The sequence below is a fragment of the Streptomyces sp. NPDC046977 genome, from assembly GCF_040644455.1.
Lineage (GTDB): Bacteria > Actinomycetota > Actinomycetes > Streptomycetales > Streptomycetaceae > Actinacidiphila.
Genome location: NZ_JBEYWO010000003.1, coordinates 48,058 through 66,014, shown reverse-complemented (window position 1 = coordinate 66,014; position 17,957 = coordinate 48,058). Strand labels below are relative to the sequence as shown.

Here is a 17,957-nt window from a genome sequence, read left to right as displayed (position 1 = left end):
CCAAGTGTCCTGCCGAACCCGCCGTATCGCGACACCATCGGTACGGCCGGGGCTGCGGAAGCGCGGCGGGCGCGTCGCGACCCGCCACTGCCGGCCGCGCGTTGCGCGCCCCGGGCGGCAGGACCCGGCACCGGGATCCCGAAGCGGCGATGCCCGCGCCTGTCGGCAAGGGCCCGGTCGGGGACCTGGGGATGCCGATCCCTGTCAGGCGCCGCTCGTCCGGTCGGCCGGTGCGGCCCTGTCGCGCGGCCTGGCCGAGGCGGCAACCGGCCCGTTCCGCGATTTCATCCCTGCTTGTGCCGCTTCGTACCCCCGCTGCCCTGGCGCAAAGGTGACTTGGCACCTGCTGGACAGCGGCGGGGTGCTGACCCCCGCCGTCCGCGGCGACATGCTGACTCGCCATGAGACACATGAACAGCAGGTGGCGGCCGAGGGTCCGGAGCCCGCGGCCGCGCTACATGGCGGCCGCCGCCCTCACGGCGCTGCTGGCGGGTCTGACGGCGACGCCCGGCGCGGCCCAGGACACCGGCCGGGGCACCGCGCCGAGCACGGGACGGGCCGGCGCACCTGACCGGGCGGCCGGGCCGGCGGCCGGGGTCACCCGGCACCAGGTCACCTTGATCACCGGTGACCGGGTCACGCTGGAGACGGACCCCGCGGGCCGGCAGAGCGTCAGCGCCGAACCCGCCGCGGGGCGCGAGCACATCACGTTCGTCAAGCGGCAGCAGGGCCGCGACTGGACGGTCATACCCGCCGACGCCCTCCCGCTGCTGGCCACCGGCCGCCTCGACACGGCGCTGTTCGACGTCTCGGCCCTGGTCAGGGGGAAGTACGCGGAGCGCCCGGCCCTGCCGCTGATCGTCCAGTACACGGGAGACGCGGGCACCGCCGAACGCCGGCTCGCCGCGGCCGGGGCCGAGCGTGTCGACGCCGTCGCCGGGACCTCCTTCGCGACGCTGGCCGAACGGCCCGAGGACGCCGCGCGGTTCTGGCGGGGCATCGCCCCCGGCCGTGCGGACGCCAGGTCCCTGGGCGCGGGCGTCAGCCGGGTGTGGCTCGACGGCCGCTCCAAGGTCCAGGCCGAGGACTCGGTGCCGCGCATCGGCGCCCCCCACGCCTGGGAGAAGGGCTGGACGGGCGACGGCGTCAAGGTCGCGGTGCTCGACACCGGTTACGACCCGAACCACCCGGACCTGGCGGGCCTGGTCACCGAGTCGGCGAACTTCACCGGCGAGCCGAACACCGACGACCTGATGGGCCACGGCACCCACGTGACCTCGACCATCGCCGGTTCCGGCGCGCTCTCCGCGGGCCGCTGGAAGGGCGTGGCCCCCGGCGTGCGCATCCTGGCCGGCAAGGTGTGCACCGCGGACGGCAGCTGCGACAACTCCGCCATCATCGAGGGACTGGCCTGGGCCGCCCGGCACGGCGCCAAGGTGATCAACCTCAGCCTGGGCGACACGGACACCGCGGAGACCGACGCCGTCGAGGCGATGGTCGACACCGTCAGCCGCGACTACGGCGTCCTGGTGGTGGCCGCGGCCGGCAACAACGGCTCCGGCAGCAAGGTCTCCTCGCCCGCCTCCGCGGACCGCGCGCTGGCCGTCGGCGCCGCCGAGACCGACGACGACCGCGCCGTCTTCAGCTCGGTCGGCCCGCGGACCGGCGACTCCGGCCTCAAGCCGGACGTCATCGCCCCCGGCGTCGGCGTCGTGGCCGCCCGGGCCGGCGGAACCACCGCCGAGGACGGCTACATCACGATGGACGGCACGTCCATGGCCACGCCGCACGTCGCGGGAGCCGCCGCCGTCCTCTTCCAGCAGCACCCGGACTGGACCGCGGAGCAGGTCAAGCGGCAGCTGATGCAGTCGGCGACCGGCGCCAAGGAGCACGGCGCCTACTACCAGGGCGCCGGGCGCGTGGACGTCGCGCGAGCCGTCGACCAGGAGGTCGGCGCGGATGTCGCCGGGCTGGACTTCGGGCTGGTCCGCTGGACCGACGCCCAACGGCCGCCGGTGAGCCGGAAGATCACCTACCGCAACCCGGGCGCCGCGCCCGTCACCCTCCGGCTCCGGCAGAACGCGAGCACCGGCAGGCTCGACCAGCCCGCGCCCGCCGGCCTCTTCCGGCTCAGCACCGACACGGTCACCGTGCCCGCGCACGGGACCGCGGAGGCCACCCTCACCGTGAGCCCGCAGGCCACCACGCTCTACGCCGCATACAGCGGCGTGGTGAGCGCCGTCACCGCGGACGGCGGGGTCTCGGTGCGCGTCCCGTTCGGCATGGACCTGGAGCAGCCGTCCCACGACCTGCGCATCACCCTGAAGAACCGCGCGGGCGCGGCCCCCGACAACGCCTACCTGCTCGTCGAATCGGCCGACGGCAAGGCCTACGAGCAGGAACTGCTCGGCAAGGGCAGCACCACGTTCCGGCTGCCGAACGACACCTACTCCGTGACCGGCTTCTTCTTCAACGCCGACTTCACCGAGTGCGTCGTGGTCGGCGACCCCGAGGTGGTGGCCACCGCCGACCGCGCGGTCACCATCGACGCCCGGAAGGCGAAGCCCGTCACGATCTCGGCCCCCAGCCGTTCGGCGCGCATCATCTCCACCGAAGCCGGCACCATCGGCCTGCACGACGAACTGCTCTCCGTCACCGTGAACAACGCGATCGGCGACGACCACATCGAGGGCCTGTACGCGACGCCGACGGCGCGCGCCAAGCACTCGGCGTTCACCTACCTGGTCAGCTCCATCTGGGGCGAGCCCGCGGCCGACGGCGGCAACCCCTCGTCCGCCTACTACCTGACCCGGCCGGTGCACGGCCAGATCCCCGCGGACCCCGGCTACCGCCCCCACCGGTCGGAACTGGCCCGGGTGAGCACCACGTTCGCCGCCACCGCCCCCGGGACCACCGCGGCCCGCTTCATCTACATGTACGTCGACAACGTCCGGTTCACCTCGCACCGGATGGACGGACTGCCGGTCCCCGAGCGGCGGGTCGACTGGTTCTCCGCGGCCGACGGGCTGCGCTGGTCGGCCGCCTTCGACCAGTGGAACTTCTTCGACCCGGACAGCCCGCGCGGGCAGAGCTACCTCAGCACCATCCACGGCTACAAGGCCGGCTCCCGGGTCGAGGAGCGCTGGAACCAGGGAGTGCAGGCCGCCGGCTTCTCCCCCGAGGGGGTGAACACCTACCGCGAGGGCGACGACATGGTGTTCGCGATCCAGGACGCCGCCAACGGGAACCTCGACCTGGTGGCCGCGACGTCGACCGTCAACGAGCCGACGTGGGAGCTGCGGAGGAACGGTGAGACGGTCCCGTACCTCTACGGCTACGCGGCGGTGCCGACCGACCCCACCCCCGCCGACTACCGGCTGACCCTCGACCAGGACCGCGACCTGGCCCCGCTCAGCGCCGTCTCCACGCATCTGCGGGCCGAGTGGGGCTTCCGGTCGCAGACCCCGTCGGCACGGCAGGCGCTGCCGCTGTACGCGGTGCGCATGGCGCCGGAGCTGGACGAGTGGAACCGGGCCGAGGCGGGCAGGCGGCTCGACATCCCGGTCCTGGTGCAGCGCGCGGTGGGCGCCGCGGAGTCGCCCGTCCGCACCTTCACCGCCGACGTCTCCTACGACGAGGGCAGGACCTGGCAGCCGGCCGCGGTCAAGGGCTCGGGCACGCACCGCACCGTGACCGTGGACAGCCCGCGCCGCGCCGCGGGCGGATCGGTCAGCCTGCGCACGTACGTCAAGGACGCCGCGGGCAACTCCTTCCGGCAGACGGTGATCAGGGCGTACCTGCTCAAGTAGTGGGCGCGGGCCCGCCGGAGACGTTCCGGCGGGCCCGTCCGCCGTCCGCCCCGCCTCTCAGAGCCAGTCGCGGCGTGCCGCGTGCCAGCCCAGTTGCATGCGGGTGGCGACGCCCGCGAGGCCCATCAGCCCCTGGACGCGGCGCTGGACGGTGCGCTTGCTCACGCGGAGCTGCCCGGCGATCGCCTCGTCGGTCAGGCCGGCGACCATCAGGGACAGCAGGTGCCGGTCCTCGGGGGCCAGCGGCGCCGGTTCCTCGGGGCCCGCACCGCCGATCCGCCCCTCCTCCGTCACCCGCAGCGGGGCGCCGACCTCCCAGTAGCGCTCGAACAGGTCGATCAGCGCCTCCAGCAGACTGCTCTCCCGTACCAGCGCCGCCTGGAGCTCCTTGGGGTTGCCGGGCCCGGCCGAGGAGGCCAGCGGCAGGACGGCCACCGACCGGTCGGCGATCGCCATCCGCAGCGGCAGCCGGGGCACGGCACGGGCGGTCTCACCGGCGCGCACCCCGGTGACGACGTTGTCGACCGAGCCGGGGTCGTCGAAGTACGCCTGCTCGTACAGGACCCGGTAGAGCACGCCCCGCGCGTGCGCCGCGAACTGCTCCTGGTTGCTCTCCGGGGACATGGCCACGTAACGGGCCTTGCAGAACCACGTCATCTCGTGGCGGCTGCCGTCCTGGAGCTGCCGGAGCCGCTGGCGCAGGGCGGCCGCGCCGCTGATGATCTCGACCGCCCCCGCCCCCGACCCGGGCCCGCGCGGCGCGCTGGTACGTCTGCACCATCTCGACGACGGCCGCCCGCGTGCGGTCCAGGGCCTCGGAGTGGCGCTGCAGCCGCGGCACGAGGGCGACCTCCGGCGGGATGGCCGCGAACCAGCCGGGGCTGTCCTCCACCGGGTACGCCAGCCCCTTGGCCTCCAGCGTGAGCATCAGCCGCCGGACCGTCGCGGCGTCGAGGCCGCAGCGGCCGGAGAGCTCCTCGGCCGACGCCGACTCGGCGACGAGCAGCAGGCGGTACACATCGCCCTCGGCGCCCGTGAGCCCCACCGTCTCCAGCATCTCGCCCCTCCCTTCACCGCGGGTGTCGTCCGGCGGTCGATTCCATCAGCACATCCGCCCGGGGACAACGTCCGTTGCCGCGGGCAACCGCCCGGCGGTGCCGGGGGCCGGAGCGGGGAGGTGTTCGCGTCGGCCCGGGGGGCGCGGCAGCTCGGGTCCGTCAGACGTCGACGATACCCACGCGGCTCCCGCACAACTGCGACCAGTCGTCACGGTCCGAGGTGAGGACCAGAACGGGGGCCGGGGAGCGCAGGGCCAGCGCGGCGACGAGAGCGTCGATCGCGTACGTGTGCCCGTGGAGGCCGCCCGTGCCCAGCAGCAGGCGTACGGCGGTCATCGAGTCGGCTCGGCTGACCGGCTCGACCTGGAGACGGGAGAGGATCCAGTCGAGCCGTGCGAGATCCGTTGTGCTGTGGACGGCCTCGACCACGGTGAGAACGGAGACGAGGACCGGCACACCCGCCCGGCGGGATGCCTCGATGCGGGTGACCGTCCGCCGGTCATTGCCGAGCAGAAGGGACAGCGCCTGGGAGTCGAGGACCAGCGATCGCGCTGCGGGCTCCTTCACGCGGCGTTCGGTCCGGTTTCGCCGGACTGCTGTTCTTCGCCGAAGAGTTCACGGTGCGCCGCCTCGATCTCCTGATCGGTGAGGGCGCCGTGCTCGGCCTCGTGGTCGGCGACGATCTCGGCCAGCCCGTCCATGGCGAGCTGGTGCCGGACCGCCTCGGTGATGTAGGCGGACACGCCACGTCGGCCGGCACGCTCGCGCAATGCTCCGACCAGTTCCGACGGCAAGGACACGGAGATGTTCTCGGTCGATCCGGTTCGGTTCGTCTTCACGGGACCAAGTGTACGACAAGAACTATTACAGTTCCGGGGCGACGGCCCCACCCGGATACACCCCCGCATACCGTGGGGTTCCGCCACGTGAAGCGGGGCGCGGCGAGGATGCAGTGGGTCCGCGCCGTCGTGATGGGCAAGGATGGGGGCATGCCGAACCGTCTCGCCGACGCGACCTCGCCGTATCTGCTCCAGCACGCCGACAACCCCGTGCACTGGTGGCCCTGGGGCGACGAGGCGTTCGCGCAGGCGCGGGAGCGCGGGGTGCCGGTGCTGCTCAGCGTGGGGTACAGCAGCTGCCACTGGTGCCACGTCATGGCGGGGGAGTCCTTCGAGGACGAGGAGACCGCCGCGTACCTCAACGAGCACTTCGTGTCGGTGAAGGTCGACCGCGAGGAGCGGCCCGACGTCGACGCCGTCTACATGGAGGCCGTGCAGGCCGCCACCGGGCAGGGCGGCTGGCCGATGACGGTGTTCCTGACCCCGCAGGGCGAGCCGTTCTACTTCGGCACCTACTTCCCGCCGGCCCCGCGCCACGGCATGCCCTCGTTCCGGCAGGTGCTCGAGGGCGTCGAGGCGGCCTGGCGGGAGCGCCGCGACGAGGTCGGCGAGGTCGCGGCGAGCATCGTGAAGGACCTGGGCGCGCGGTCCGCGGCCTTCGCCGGGACGACCGCGCCGGGGGAGCGGGAACTCGCGGCGGCGCTGCTCGGGCTGACCCGGGACTACGACGCCGCGCACGGCGGGTTCGGCGGCGCGCCCAAGTTCCCGCCGTCGATGGCCCTGGAGTTCCTGCTGCGGCACCACGCGCGCACCGGTTCCGAGGGCGCGCTGCAGATGGCCGCGGACACCTGTGAGGCGATGGCCCGCGGCGGAATCTACGACCAGCTCGGCGGCGGTTTCGCGCGCTACTCCGTGGACCGGGAGTGGGTGACGCCGCACTTCGAGAAGATGCTCTATGACAACGCCCTGCTGTGCCGGGTCTACGCCCACCTGTGGCGCTCCACCGGCTCCGGCCTGGCGCGCCGGGTCGCCCTGGAGACCGCCGACTTCCTCGTCCGCGAACTGCGCACCCACGAGGGCGGGTTCGCCTCCGCGCTCGACGCCGACAGCGACAAGCCGGGCGGCGGCCACGGCGAGGGGGCGTTCTACGTCTGGACGCCGGCGGAACTGGCGGACGTGCTCGGCCCGGCGGACGCGGCGCTCGCCGCCGCGCACTTCGGGGTGACGGAGGAGGGCACCTTCGAGGAGGGCGCGTCCGTGCTGCGGCTGCCCGCCGACGCCGGGCCGGCGGACGCGGAGCGCATTGCCTCGGTGCGCGAACGGCTCCTCACCGCGCGCGAGGCCCGTCCGCGCCCCGGCCGGGACGACAAGGTCGTCGCCGCGTGGAACGGGCTGGCGATCGCGGCGCTGGCCGAGACCGGCGCGTACTTCGGGCGGCCGGACCTGGTCGCGGCGGCCGTGGCGGCCGCGGACCTGCTGGTGCGGGTGCACATGGACGAGCACGGCCGGCTGGCCCGCACCTCGCGGGACGGCGTGGTGGGTGTCAACGCCGGTGTGCTGGAGGACTACGCGGACGTCGCGGAGGGCTTCCTGGCGCTCACCGCGGTGACCGGCGAGGGCGTGTGGCTGGACTTCGCCGGGCTGCTGCTCGACTCCGTGCTGCGGCACTTCACCGGCGAGGCCGGGGCGCTCTACGACACCGCGGACGACGCGGAGGCGCTGATCCGCCGGCCCCAGGACCCGACCGACAACGCGGCCCCCTCGGGCTGGACGGCCGCGGCCGGGGCCCTGCTGTCGTACGCCGCGTACACCGGGTTCGACCGGCACCGCGAGGCCGCCGAGCGGGCACTCGGGGTCGTGGGCGCCCTGGCCGGCCGGGTGCCGCGGTTCATCGGCTGGGGTCTGGCGGTCGCGGAGGCGGCCCTCGACGGTCCCCGCGAGGTCGCCGTGGTGGGCGCGGCGGGCGATGCCGGAACGGCGGCGCTGCACCGCGTGGCGCTGCTGGGCACCGCCCCTGGCGCGGTGGTCGCCGTCGGCGCGCCCGGGGGCGAGGAGTACGCCCTGCTGGCCGACCGCCCGCTGCTGGGCGACCGCCCGGCCGCCTATGTCTGCCGGCACTTCGTGTGCGCGGCGCCGACCGCCGACCCCGGGGCGCTGGCGGAGCAGCTCGGCGCGCGCTGAACGGTGCCGCGTCACGACGCCATGTGTCCCTTTCGTCGCGCGATTTGACGGGTTATCAACCGATGTGTGGTGCGGCTGCGGGGCATCCGGCGGAAAGTGTCCGGTTCCGGACATGGTGTGCGGGAGTGGGTGATCATGACGTGTGGGGCGGTGCCGGTAACCGCGCGGCAACTGCGCAGTGCTCACTGTCGGTGACGCGCTGTGGGGTGCCGCCCCCGCGTTCCCGGGGGTCCGCCGGGAATTGAGTGCGGGTTTTCGCCCGCCGAACTGGTGCCCTACGTACCGAACAGGGTGCCATGTCCCGGTTCCGGCGGAGTGTCTGCTTCCCGTTGGTATTCGGCGCCCCGCGGCCGGGCGCGGGCCCTCTCCTTCGCGGCGGTGCCGGCCGCCCCGCGCCGCGGACGGCGGGCCGCCACCGCGCCGGAGGCCGACCGCAGGTCGGGCGGCCCTCCGTCCGGCCGCCGGCCGCGCGCTGCGGCACGCACGGCCGGCCCGAATTGCGCGGCGGGGAAATGTAAAGGCACGCGGAGTGCGGGGCGGGTATTCCGTAAAGGGCCCGCAATGGAGGGGAATTCCCTTCCTGTTTTACGGCTCTGCCCGGCCGTCCATTTCCGCGCGGCGCACCCCTGTTCCGGGAAGTGCCGGACGGGGTCACCTCGGTGATCTTGAAGTCGCTTACGCAGAAGCACTTCTGTCGGGCCGTCAGGAAACGGGGGAGTCCGGCGCGTCATCTGGACAACATGTGCCCGTAACAAACTCTTTTACCCGCGGGCTTCCGGGGCCCCTGTATAACTTTCTTACTCCGACTCGGAGGGGGGGTGAGTGCTCGATGGCACTCACGATTCACGGGTGCGGGGCCGCTTGGGGTGCGGCGCCGCGTGGTCCGGAATGCACGGTGCCGAAGGCGGCGAACAGCTGCCGGCTCCGCAAGCGCGGCCGTACCGGCCGCTGTCAGTGGTCCCCGCCGGGCCGGGGGGCGACGCCGGCGCGGTGAGCCGGCCGGGTCGCGTCCGGCGTTCCGCGTATCCGCGTCCGGCGTCCCGTGCGGCGGGGGAAAACCACTGGCAGGCGGGGTGGTGCGGGCTGGTACGCCGCGCTGCCCGACCGCCTCGGTGGTGCCTCCCGGCTGCCCATACGGGGTGCCCGGTGTGCCGCGGGCCCGTCGGACCCGGCCGGAAGCACCCGGCCGTCATCCCACCGCGCGTCGCTCCGTGTCCCCGGGCGGCGGGGCGGCTCCCGCTCCGTCGTGCCCCCTTCCGCCGTGACCGGTGGACCGGGGGCGGTGGACCGGGAACGGCGGATCCATTCGTCCCGGCTGTTCGTTCACCCGCGCTTCACATGTATTCCACGCTGATGTCGGCGCCACGCGTTTCCCGTCAAGGTCCCATCAGGAGGCAGTCCCATGGCCAGAATCTTCATCGTTGGTTCCGGAGTTGTCGGCACCGCCACCGGCAAGGGTTTTCTCCATGCCGGTCACGAGGTGACATTCATCGATGTCCTGCCGCAGCGGATAGACCAGTTGCGCTCGGAAGGACTCGACGCACGCGACACGCTGGACCTGCGCGCCGAACCCGGCGCTTTCCTCTTCCTCACCCTCCCGACGCCCAACGTCGGGCACCGCTACGACCTGTCCGCGTTCGAGGCGGGTTCCACCTCGGTGGGCGAGGCGCTGGCGGACGCCGCGGAGAAGCACATCGTCGTGGTCCGCTCCACCGTGCCGCCGGGCACCGCCGAGGGGCTCGTCCAGCCGTTGCTGGAGAAGTACTCGGGCGGCCGCCTGGGCGAGGACTTCATGCTCGCCAGCAACCCGGAGTTCCTGCGGGCGGCCTCCGCCGTCGAGGACTTCCGCTACCCCTGGATGACCGTGATCGCCTCGCGCAGCGCGCGGACCCGGGAGCGGCTGGCCGAACTGCTGCTGCCCTTCGGCGGGGAGATGCGCTTCTTCTCGGACCCGGCGGAGGCCGAGTTCGTCAAGTGCGCGCACAACATCTACAACGCGACGAAGATCAGCTTCTGGAACGAGATGTGGCTGGTCAGCCAGTCGCTCGGCCTGGAGCTCGATCCCATCGCGCAGACCGTGGCCCGCTCCGCCGAGGGCTCCTACAACCCGCTGTACGGCATCCGCGGTGGCGCCCCCTACGGAGGGGCGTGCCTGCCCAAGGACACGCAGGGCTTCCTCGGCCTGGCCGACACGATCGGCCTCGACATGCCGCTGCTGCGTGCCGTCGTCGCCGTCAACGACACCCTCGCCGAGAAGGTCGACCAGGAGGCGGACGCCCTCACGGCCGACGTCGCGTAGGGCGGCCGGCGCCACGCCCCGCGGCGTGGCGCACGCCCCGGCGGGCCCCGGCCCCGGAAGCCGCCGGGGCCCGGGCGTCCCGGTCCCGGCCGACCCCCCAGGACCGAGGACACTCCCCTCCCGGGCCCCGGCCCCGCTCGCCCACCCACAGCCCGCTGTCGCACCGCCCATCACGAGAACAGGTCCATGAGCGGATTCTTCGACACCACCGTGCTCGACTTCCGGTACTACCTCGTCTACCTCCCGCTCGGCATCCTGGGCCTGGTGCGCTGGACGTGCTGGCTGGTCCGCCGGGCCCCGGCGTCCCTCTACCGGCCCGTGCCGGGCGACTTCAGGCTGCCCATGAGCATCGTCGTCCCCGTCTACCAGGAAGACCCCGAGATCTTCGCCCTGGCGATCGAGTCCTGGCTGGCGAACGACGTCGAGGAGGTGGTCCTGGTCATCGACGTCACCGACCAGGCCTGCCAGGACATCGCCGCCCGGTATCCCGTCACCGTCGTCATCACCGACGTCCCGGGCAAACGGGACGCGCTGGTGCGCGGCTGGGAGGCGTGCCGTACCGAACTCGTGGCGCTCGTCGACTCCGACACGATCTGGGCGGACGACGTGGCGGCCGAGGCGTGCAAGCCCTTCGCCGACCCGAAGGTGGGCGGCGTCGGCACCCGGCAGAACGTCTACAACCCCAAGGGCTTCCTCCAGCGCGTGAACGACATGTTCCTGGACTACCGGTACTTCGACGAGAACGCCGCCCAGTCCCGGATGGGCCGCGCGGTCTCCTGCCTGTCCGGCCGCACCGCGGTCTACCGGCGGAAGCTGCTGCTGGAGATATCCGAGGACTTCATGGCCGAGACGTTCATGGGCGTGCCCTGCATGTCGGGCGACGACAAGCGGCTGACCACGCTCATCCTGGAGCGCGGCCACCTGGCCTTCATGCAGCGCTCCGCCCGGGTGTGGTCCACCTTCCCCGGGACGGTGCGGATCTTCCTCAAGCAGCGGCTGCGCTGGGCCCGCAACACCTGGCGATCGGACCTGCGGGCCCTGTCGCGCCGCTGGGTCTGGCGGCACCCGTTCCTGGCCTTCACCATGATCGACAAGGGGGTCAGCAGCTTCACGCTGCTCTTCTCGCCGATCTTCATGACGCTGGCGATCGTCCGCGAGGACTGGTTCTTCGTGGCCTGCCTGGCCGGCTGGTGGTGGATCAGCCGGTCCATGAAGATCCTGCCGCACCTGGTCCGCAAGCCCTCGTCGTTCTTCCTGGTGCCCGGCTTCGTGGTGGTGTCGTTCGTGATGGCCGTGGTCAAGCTGTGCGCGCTGGCCACGATCCGCAAGCAGCGCTGGCTCACCCGCCAGGTCTCGGTGGAGAACGGCGTCGTGGTCCGCACGGCCCCGGTCCCGGCGCAGGCCCAGCCCGCGCAGTCGGAGGTGGTCGCGTGAGCACCGCGCTGCGCACCCTTGCCGTCGCCGTGGCGACAGCCCTGTCCTCCGCGGTGCTGACCGCCGCGCTGCCGTCCGCCGTCGCGGTCGCCGCCGGCGACCCGGACACCGCGGCCTGGGAGCGGACCGGCCGCCCCGAGCGGCTGATGGTGATCAGGCCCGGCACCGTCGCCCTGGTCAGCCGGGGCACCGTGGTCCGCCGGCTGTATCCGCAGGCGGGCGCCGTTCCCCTGAGCTGGCTCGCGGCCAACACCGGGCACGACTGGGTCTCCCGGCAGGCCGGTGAGGACTCCGCCGTCGCGGTGCGGACCGCGGTGCTGCTCACGCCCGGCACCACCCTGCGGATCGGGCCGGACACCGGGAAGGTGCTGTTCGCCGCGGGTTCGACGGCCGCCTCGGGCACGTGGATCCGCGGCAGCCGGGCCACGCTGGAGGTGCGGGACGCCACCCTCGCGTCGGTCGGCGAGGACGGCAAGGAGCCCGCGGCCGAGGACGCCGCCGGCCGCCCGTACCTCCTGATGGGGGCGGGCGGACGCCTCGACCTCGACCACAGCACGGTCAGCGGGTTCGGCCTTCCCGGCTCCGGCCCCGGCCTGAGCGGCTTCTCCGGCGTCACCTGGGGCAAGGGCAGCACCGGTTCCGCCGCCGGCTCCTCCTTCGTCGGCAACCGCACGGGCCTGCGGCTGGCCGGATCCACCGGCGTGAAGCTCTCGGACGTCACGGTCAAGGGCTCCCTCGAGGACGGCGTGGTGCTGAACAGGGACGCCGGCACCGTCATCGAGAACCTGACCTCGCAGGACAACGGCCGCAACGGCCTGACCGCTTCGGGCACCGACGGCCGCGCCCTGACCGGCATCGGCACGTCGGGCAACCGGGGGAGCGGCATCAAGGCCACGGCCCAGAGCGGCCTGCGGCTCACCGGCGTCACCTCGCAGGGCGACCAGGGCGGCGGCATCCGGCTGGTGTCCTGCGCCCAGTGCGCCGTGGACACCGCCACCGTGCACGGGGCCCCGGTCGCCCTGGCCGTCTCGGGCGCGGGCAGCGACGTGTCCGTCGACGAGCCGCACTTCAGCACGGGGACCACCGGGATCAGCCTCGCGGCGGGCATCAGCGGTGCCACCGTCTCGGGGGGCACGGTCCAGGGCTTCGAGCGCGGTATCGCCGTCTCCGGCTCCGATGTGACGATCCGTCAGACAGCTGTCAGTGATTCCCCCACGGCGATCACGGTCTACGGGCAGGCCCGCCAGGTGTCGCTGGAGGGCGTCACCGTGCGCGGCGGACGGGTCGGGGTCACCGCCTCCGACACCACCTCCGGCGTGGCGCTCACCGATGTACGGGTCAGCGGCACCACCCGGAAGGGCCTGTCCTCCGCGTCGCCCGGACTGCGGGTGACCGGCGGCTCGGTCTCCGGCGCGACCACCGCCGTCGACCTCGGCGCGTCGGCCCGGCTCGACCACCTGACGATCAGCGGCGCCCGCCGGGGCCTGCACGTCGCGGCCGGCGTGCACGCGAGCGGCACCGCGCTGGACGTACTGGCCGAACGCAAGGGGATCGAGGTCGGCCGCGACGGCCGCATGGATCTCACCGACTCCCGGGTCCGCGCCCCCATCGCGCTGTTCGGGCCCGGCACCGTGCACCGGGGCGGCCGCACCCAGGTCACCCTCCCGCCCTTCCCCTGGCTCGGATTCGCCGCCCTGCTCGCCCTGACCCTGGCCGCCGGCATGCAGACCGTGCACCAGGTCAGGCACCGCAGGACGCCGGCCCCGCAGGTCGCCTCCCACGTGCGCAACACCGCCTGATCCGCCGGGCCGCCGGACGGCGGCCCTCCCGCGTCCCACCACCCGCCACCACCCGCCGCCGCTCCGTCCCGGCGGTGACCACAGGAGCCGCACCATGAGAGACCGCCGTCGCCCCACGACGTCCGCCTGCTGCGGACCGTCGACCACCGCCACCGCCACCGCCACCGTCACTGCCGTCACCGCCCCGCGCCGGCTGCGGGCGCTCACCGCCACGCTGACCACGACCGTGCTGGTCGGCGGCGCGCTCACGCTGTCCGCCGGGCCGGTGTCGGCGGCCACCTGCGCGGGGCAGATCCGCTACGCGTCGAGCACCAACACGATCTACCTCCAGTCCGGCACCGCGAACCTGTCGGACATCGCCTCGCTGTGCGCGTCGGCGCCACTGCGGCTGGTCGACGCGGCCAGCCGTACGTGGGAACTGAGCGCGGACCTGGTCGTGCAGAACGGCGCGACCCTCCTCCTGCACGGCTCGTCGGCCGACGGTGGCGGTGACGTGGACACGCTGCGGCTGCGCAGCCTGGCCGACAGCGCCGCGACCAACGTCAACTCGATCACGGCCCAGTACGGCACGATCGACATCGACTCGGTCGCCATCACCTCCTGGGACGACGCGGCGGGCGGCCCGGACACCGACCCGAGCGTGCCCGACGACGCGCCGCCCGGCGCGCGCGGCCGCTCCTTCATCCGGGCGCTGTCGTTCCTCGACCCCGACGGGGTCCCCCGGGAGTCCCGGATGGACATCGTCGACAGCGACCTCGGCTACCTCGGCTACTACGCGGCCGAGAGCTACGGGGTGGCGTACAAGGGCCGCGGCTGCGACGCCGCCCACCTCGACGCCTGCGCGGCCCTCGACGTCCACGGCTCGGAGATCCGCAGCCGCTTCCACCACAACTACATGGGCACCTACACGTTCAACGCCCAGGGCATGGTCTTCGACGGGAACGAGTACGACCACAACAAGTCGTACGGACTGGACCCGCACGACGACTCCGACAACCTGACCATCACCGACAACCACTCGCACCACAACGGCAACCACGGGATCATCTGCTCCCAGCGCTGCGACCACCTGCTGATCGCCCGCAACGAGGTCGACCACAACGGCATCCCGCCGTACCTGCCCCCGGGCGACACCGACGCCTCGGACAACCAGGTGCACGGCATCATGATCCACCGCGGGGTCACCGACACCGTGATCGAGGACAACAACGTCCACGACCAGCCCAACGGCGCGGGCATCGCCGTCTTCGACAGCAGCGACGACATCATCCGGAACAACACCGTGAGCGGGGCCGAGTACGGACTGCGCTACAGCGTCGGCGCGAAGGACATCAGCACGTACGGCAACACCGTCACCGACAGCGTGCAGTACGCGGTCTTCACCTACCAGGGCTCGGACCTCCCGGCGTACACCAACGCCACCGGGCGGCCGACCGACCTGACCTTCACCGGGAACGTCTTCGACACCACCGGCAGCAATGCGGTCAAGCTCAACCAGGCCGACGGCACGGTCTTCGCCGGCAACACCTTCACCGGCGACTTCGACTCCGGCGTGCTCACGCAGTACACCACCGGCACCGTGTTCGACGGCAACACCGTGCCCGGCTCGCTCGGTTACACCGTCAAGGGCGACGCCGCCACACCCGGCGGCATGGTCTTCAAGAACGCCGCACAGACCACCAAGGTCCAGCTGGACCAGGTCAGTTCGGCGTCCTTCACCAGCGGCAGGGGCACGGTCCACCGGGTCGCGGGCTACCCGGGGGTGACCACGGCGCTCACCCCGGCCGGCGGGACCGCGACCCTGACCTCCGCCGCGGTCGGCACCGCGTCGGTGAACGTCACCCCGCTGCCCCTGGGCGTGCTGCCCGGCCGCGGCACCGCCACCGCGCGGGTGCCGAACGGCGCGGCGCCGTACCAGGCCCTCGTCGCGGTGGGGACGGCCGGCACGGACCTGGCCTTCCGGGCCGGCGGACTCACCCCCGGTGCCCGGTACGCCCTCACCGCCGGCGGTGCCACCGTCGCGACCGGCAGCGCGGGCAGCGACGGCACGCTGACGCTGCACACCGCGCCGTCCGGCACCGCGGAGGTGGACTACCGCATCGTCAGCACGTCCTGACGGCACATCAGCACAAGCGCAGGTCGCGGCGGCACACGCGGGACACCGGGCGGAGCGGGCCCAGGAAAGGAGCGGCACCATGCACAGACGGCTGTTCATCGCGGGGGGCGGCGCCTGCGCCGCGGCGGTCCTCGCGTCGTGCTCCGCGTACGGGAGCGACCGCTCCGCCCGCGGCGCCGGCGCGTCCGCCGGCCGGGACACCACGCTGGACATGGCCTCCGCGGCCCGGGTGTTCGGGCCGCGGCTGGAGCCCCGCGCCGCCGGTTCGTTCGGGCTGTCCCGTGTCAGGCTGCCGGCCGAGCCGCACCCGGTGCTGGGCCGGCTGCTCCAGGTGCGGTACCCGGCGGGCTCGGCCAGCCCGACCGTCGCCCGCGACTTCGGCAGCCCCGAGGGCGGGGCGCAGCTGTACCTCGCGCTGCGCTCGGGGCCCGTCGACGCGCTCAGCCTGCGGTACTACGTGCGCTTCCCCGCGGACTTCGACTTCGTCAAGGGCGGCAAGCTCCCCGGCCTGTACGGCGGGTCCGTCACCAGCGGCAAGCACATCCCGGACGGCTCGGACGGCCTGTCCACGCGCTACATGTGGCGCCGGGGCGGCACCGCGGAGGTGTACGCGTACCTGCCGACGTCCGTCGAGCACGGCACCTCGCTCGGCAGCGGCGACTGGCGGTGGCCACTCGGCCGGTGGACCTGCGTGGAGCAGGCCGTGCGCCTCAACACCCCCGGGCGCAAGGACGGTTCGGTCACCGTGTTCCTCGACGGCGCCCAGGTCCTGCTCAGCCGGGGGCTGGAGTTCCGGACGACCGGCCGGCTCGGCATCGGGGGAGTGTTCTTCTCGACCTTCTTCGGCGGCGGGGACCCGAGCTGGGCGACGCCGCGCACCCAGCACGCCGAGTTCGCCGCCTTCGCCGTGTCCGACCGCCCCATCGGGCCGCTGCCCGGAGTGTGACCGCCCCACCGACCTCGCAGCACGCAGCACCGCAGTCCGCATCCTCAAGGAGGCATCATGACCACCACGCACGACGCCGCCCCGACCACCGTCACCGCATGGGGCGGCCCGCTGGTCCGCCAGGCCGTCGTCCTCGCGGGCGGGCAGGCCAGCCGGCTGCGCCCGTACACCGACCGGATCCCCAAGGCCCTGGTGGAGGTGGCCGGCCGGCCGATCTTCGAGCACCAGGCGCACTGGCTGGCCGCCGAGGGCATCGAGGACGTGATCATCTCCTGCGGCTACCGCGCCGACGCGCTCCAGGAGTACGTGGACACCCATCCGCTCCCGCTGCGCGTGCGCATCGTCGTCGAGGACGAACCGCTCGGCCGCGGCGGCGGCCTGAAGTACGCCGCCCGCCGCCTGCCGCACCCCGGTGAGCGCTGGGCGGGTCTCAACGGCGACATCCTCACCCGCTTCTCGCTGCGCGACCTGGCCCGCGCCCACGTCGAGCGGTCCGCGCCGGCCACGCTGGCGGTCACCGCGCTGAAGTCCCCGTACGGCATCGTCGAGCTGGCCGGCGGCGACCGCGTCAGCAGCTTCACCGAGGCGCCCGTGCTCCCGCACTGGATCAACGCCGGTGTCTACCTCTTCGAGCCGGAGGTCACTGCCCTCCTGCCCGACCTCGGCGACCACGAGGACACCACCTTCCCCGCGCTGTGCGAGCAGAACCGCCTGTCCGCGTACCGCATCAACGGCTACTGGCGGGGCGTCGACAACGCCAAGGACCTCAAGGAGGCCACCAAGGAGGTGGCCGCCTTCGGCTGGGTGCGCTCCCTCGAAGCGGTGTAGCCGGCGGGCGCGGACCGCGCAGGAGAAGAGTCAGCGCTCGTTCAGGTTGGCCGCGAGCAGGGTCAGCGCACGGTCGAGGAGGTCGGCCAGGTCGGCGCCGCCGCCGGTGTCGATCCAGTGGAAGATGGCCTCGCCCCAGGCGCCGATCAGCGCCCCGACGACGACCCGGATCTCGAAGTCGTCCTCGGGGCGCCCCAGGCGCTCGGCCGTGACGGAGGACAGCAGCAGGCTGGACTGCTGGATGTTCTCGCCCATGCGGGCACGGACGGCGGGGACGGTGCGCACCAGGCGCAACCGCTGCCGCATCTCGTCCAGTTCGGCCGGGTCGGCGAACATCTCCCGCATCGGTCCCAGCAGCGCGTGCCGGATCGACTCGACGATGGGCTCCGTCGCGGGGCGGTCGCGCAGCGCGGCCACCATGACGGGGTCGTACTCGTCGGTGAGGACGATGTCCTCCTTCGTCGGGAAGTACCGGAACACCGTGCTGGCGGAGACCTCGGCCGCGTCCGCGATCTGCTCGACGGTGGTGCCGTCGTACCCCTGCGCCTCGAAGAGCCGGTAGGCCGCGCGGCGGATGGCCCGGCGGGTCTGGATCTTCTTGCGCTCGCGCAGGCTCGGGCGGGTCGGGCTGGTCGGTGCGGTCACGTG

12 protein-coding genes and 1 pseudogene are annotated in these 17,957 nt (G+C 73.3%); 8 read left to right on the top strand and 5 right to left on the bottom strand.

Annotation, left to right across the window (positions count from 1 at the left end):
* The first annotated feature begins 401 nt into the window (after positions 1-401).
* Positions 402-3,809 (top strand): S8 family serine peptidase, encoded by a 3,408-nt coding sequence (locus ABZ883_RS05305; protein WP_360901825.1) that lies wholly within the window; start codon positions 402-404, stop codon positions 3,807-3,809.
* Between the two features lie 57 nt (positions 3,810-3,866).
* Here ABZ883_RS05305 and ABZ883_RS05300 read toward each other — a convergent pair whose 3' ends face one another.
* From ABZ883_RS05300 to ABZ883_RS05285, 4 genes and pseudogenes are all read right to left on the bottom strand, one after another.
* Positions 3,867-4,466, bottom strand: coding sequence for a hypothetical protein (locus ABZ883_RS05300; protein WP_360902991.1), 600 nt, complete (start codon positions 4,464-4,466; stop codon positions 3,867-3,869).
* Positions 4,467-4,719: 253 nt separating this feature from the next.
* Positions 4,720-4,866 (bottom strand): annotated as a pseudogene (locus ABZ883_RS05295) (TrmB family transcriptional regulator); the annotation flags it as partial.
* 160 nt (positions 4,867-5,026) lie between these two features.
* Positions 5,027-5,434, bottom strand: a complete 408-nt coding sequence (locus tag ABZ883_RS05290) for a PIN domain-containing protein (protein WP_360901822.1) — start codon at positions 5,432-5,434, stop codon at positions 5,027-5,029.
* On the bottom strand, positions 5,431-5,706 hold the full coding sequence (locus ABZ883_RS05285) for a hypothetical protein (protein ID WP_360901819.1): 276 nt from the start codon (positions 5,704-5,706) through the stop codon (positions 5,431-5,433). The genes ABZ883_RS05290 and ABZ883_RS05285 overlap by 4 nt, the downstream gene beginning before the upstream one ends.
* A gap of 150 nt (positions 5,707-5,856) precedes the next feature.
* Here ABZ883_RS05285 and ABZ883_RS05280 point away from each other — a divergent pair, with 150 nt between their 5' ends.
* From ABZ883_RS05280 to ABZ883_RS05250, 7 genes are all read left to right on the top strand, one after another.
* Positions 5,857-7,887, top strand: coding sequence for a thioredoxin domain-containing protein (locus ABZ883_RS05280; protein WP_360901816.1), 2,031 nt, complete (start codon positions 5,857-5,859; stop codon positions 7,885-7,887).
* A gap of 1,402 nt (positions 7,888-9,289) precedes the next feature.
* A complete protein-coding gene (locus ABZ883_RS05275; RefSeq protein WP_360901813.1) occupies positions 9,290-10,186 on the top strand; it encodes a 2-dehydropantoate 2-reductase N-terminal domain-containing protein in 897 nt (298 codons plus the stop codon).
* A gap of 186 nt (positions 10,187-10,372) precedes the next feature.
* Entirely contained in the window at positions 10,373-11,620 is a 1,248-nt protein-coding gene (locus ABZ883_RS05270) for a glycosyltransferase (RefSeq protein WP_360901810.1), read from the top strand.
* Positions 11,617-13,419, top strand: coding sequence for a right-handed parallel beta-helix repeat-containing protein (locus ABZ883_RS05265; RefSeq protein ID WP_360901807.1), 1,803 nt, complete (start codon positions 11,617-11,619; stop codon positions 13,417-13,419). The genes ABZ883_RS05270 and ABZ883_RS05265 overlap by 4 nt, the downstream gene beginning before the upstream one ends.
* Before the next feature lie 94 nt (positions 13,420-13,513).
* A complete protein-coding gene (locus ABZ883_RS05260; protein WP_360901804.1) occupies positions 13,514-15,535 on the top strand; it encodes a right-handed parallel beta-helix repeat-containing protein in 2,022 nt (673 codons plus the stop codon).
* Positions 15,536-15,614: 79 nt separating this feature from the next.
* Positions 15,615-16,481 carry a polysaccharide lyase gene (locus tag ABZ883_RS05255; protein WP_360901801.1) on the top strand — a complete coding sequence of 289 codons (867 nt, stop codon included), beginning with the start codon at positions 15,615-15,617 and terminating at the stop codon, positions 16,479-16,481.
* Between the two features lie 57 nt (positions 16,482-16,538).
* Positions 16,539-17,309: a nucleotidyltransferase family protein gene (locus ABZ883_RS05250; protein ID WP_360901798.1), complete on the top strand. Its 771-nt coding sequence runs from the start codon at positions 16,539-16,541 to the stop codon at positions 17,307-17,309.
* A 30-nt stretch (positions 17,310-17,339) separates the two neighbouring features.
* Here ABZ883_RS05250 and ABZ883_RS05245 read toward each other — a convergent pair whose 3' ends face one another.
* Positions 17,340-17,954, bottom strand: a complete 615-nt coding sequence (locus ABZ883_RS05245; protein ID WP_360901795.1) for a TetR family transcriptional regulator — start codon at positions 17,952-17,954, stop codon at positions 17,340-17,342.
* Between the last annotated feature and the right edge of the window lie 3 nt (positions 17,955-17,957).

What these genes read in the sequence shown, in the direction of transcription:
- ABZ883_RS05270 (WP_360901810.1), top strand. Translation starts at nt 10,373, where the DNA reads ATGAGCGGATTCTTCGACACCACCGTGCTCGACTTCCGGTACTACCTC.
- ABZ883_RS05255 (WP_360901801.1), top strand. Translation starts at nt 15,615, where the DNA reads ATGCACAGACGGCTGTTCATCGCGGGGGGCGGCGCCTGCGCCGCGGCG.
- ABZ883_RS05275 (WP_360901813.1), top strand. Translation starts at nt 9,290, where the DNA reads ATGGCCAGAATCTTCATCGTTGGTTCCGGAGTTGTCGGCACCGCCACC.
- ABZ883_RS05300 (WP_360902991.1), bottom strand. Translation starts at nt 4,466, where the DNA reads ATGACGTGGTTCTGCAAGGCCCGTTACGTGGCCATGTCCCCGGAGAGC.
- ABZ883_RS05305 (WP_360901825.1), top strand. Translation starts at nt 402, where the DNA reads ATGAGACACATGAACAGCAGGTGGCGGCCGAGGGTCCGGAGCCCGCGG.
- ABZ883_RS05280 (WP_360901816.1), top strand. Translation starts at nt 5,857, where the DNA reads ATGCCGAACCGTCTCGCCGACGCGACCTCGCCGTATCTGCTCCAGCAC.
- ABZ883_RS05250 (WP_360901798.1), top strand. Translation starts at nt 16,539, where the DNA reads ATGACCACCACGCACGACGCCGCCCCGACCACCGTCACCGCATGGGGC.
- ABZ883_RS05260 (WP_360901804.1), top strand. Translation starts at nt 13,514, where the DNA reads ATGAGAGACCGCCGTCGCCCCACGACGTCCGCCTGCTGCGGACCGTCG.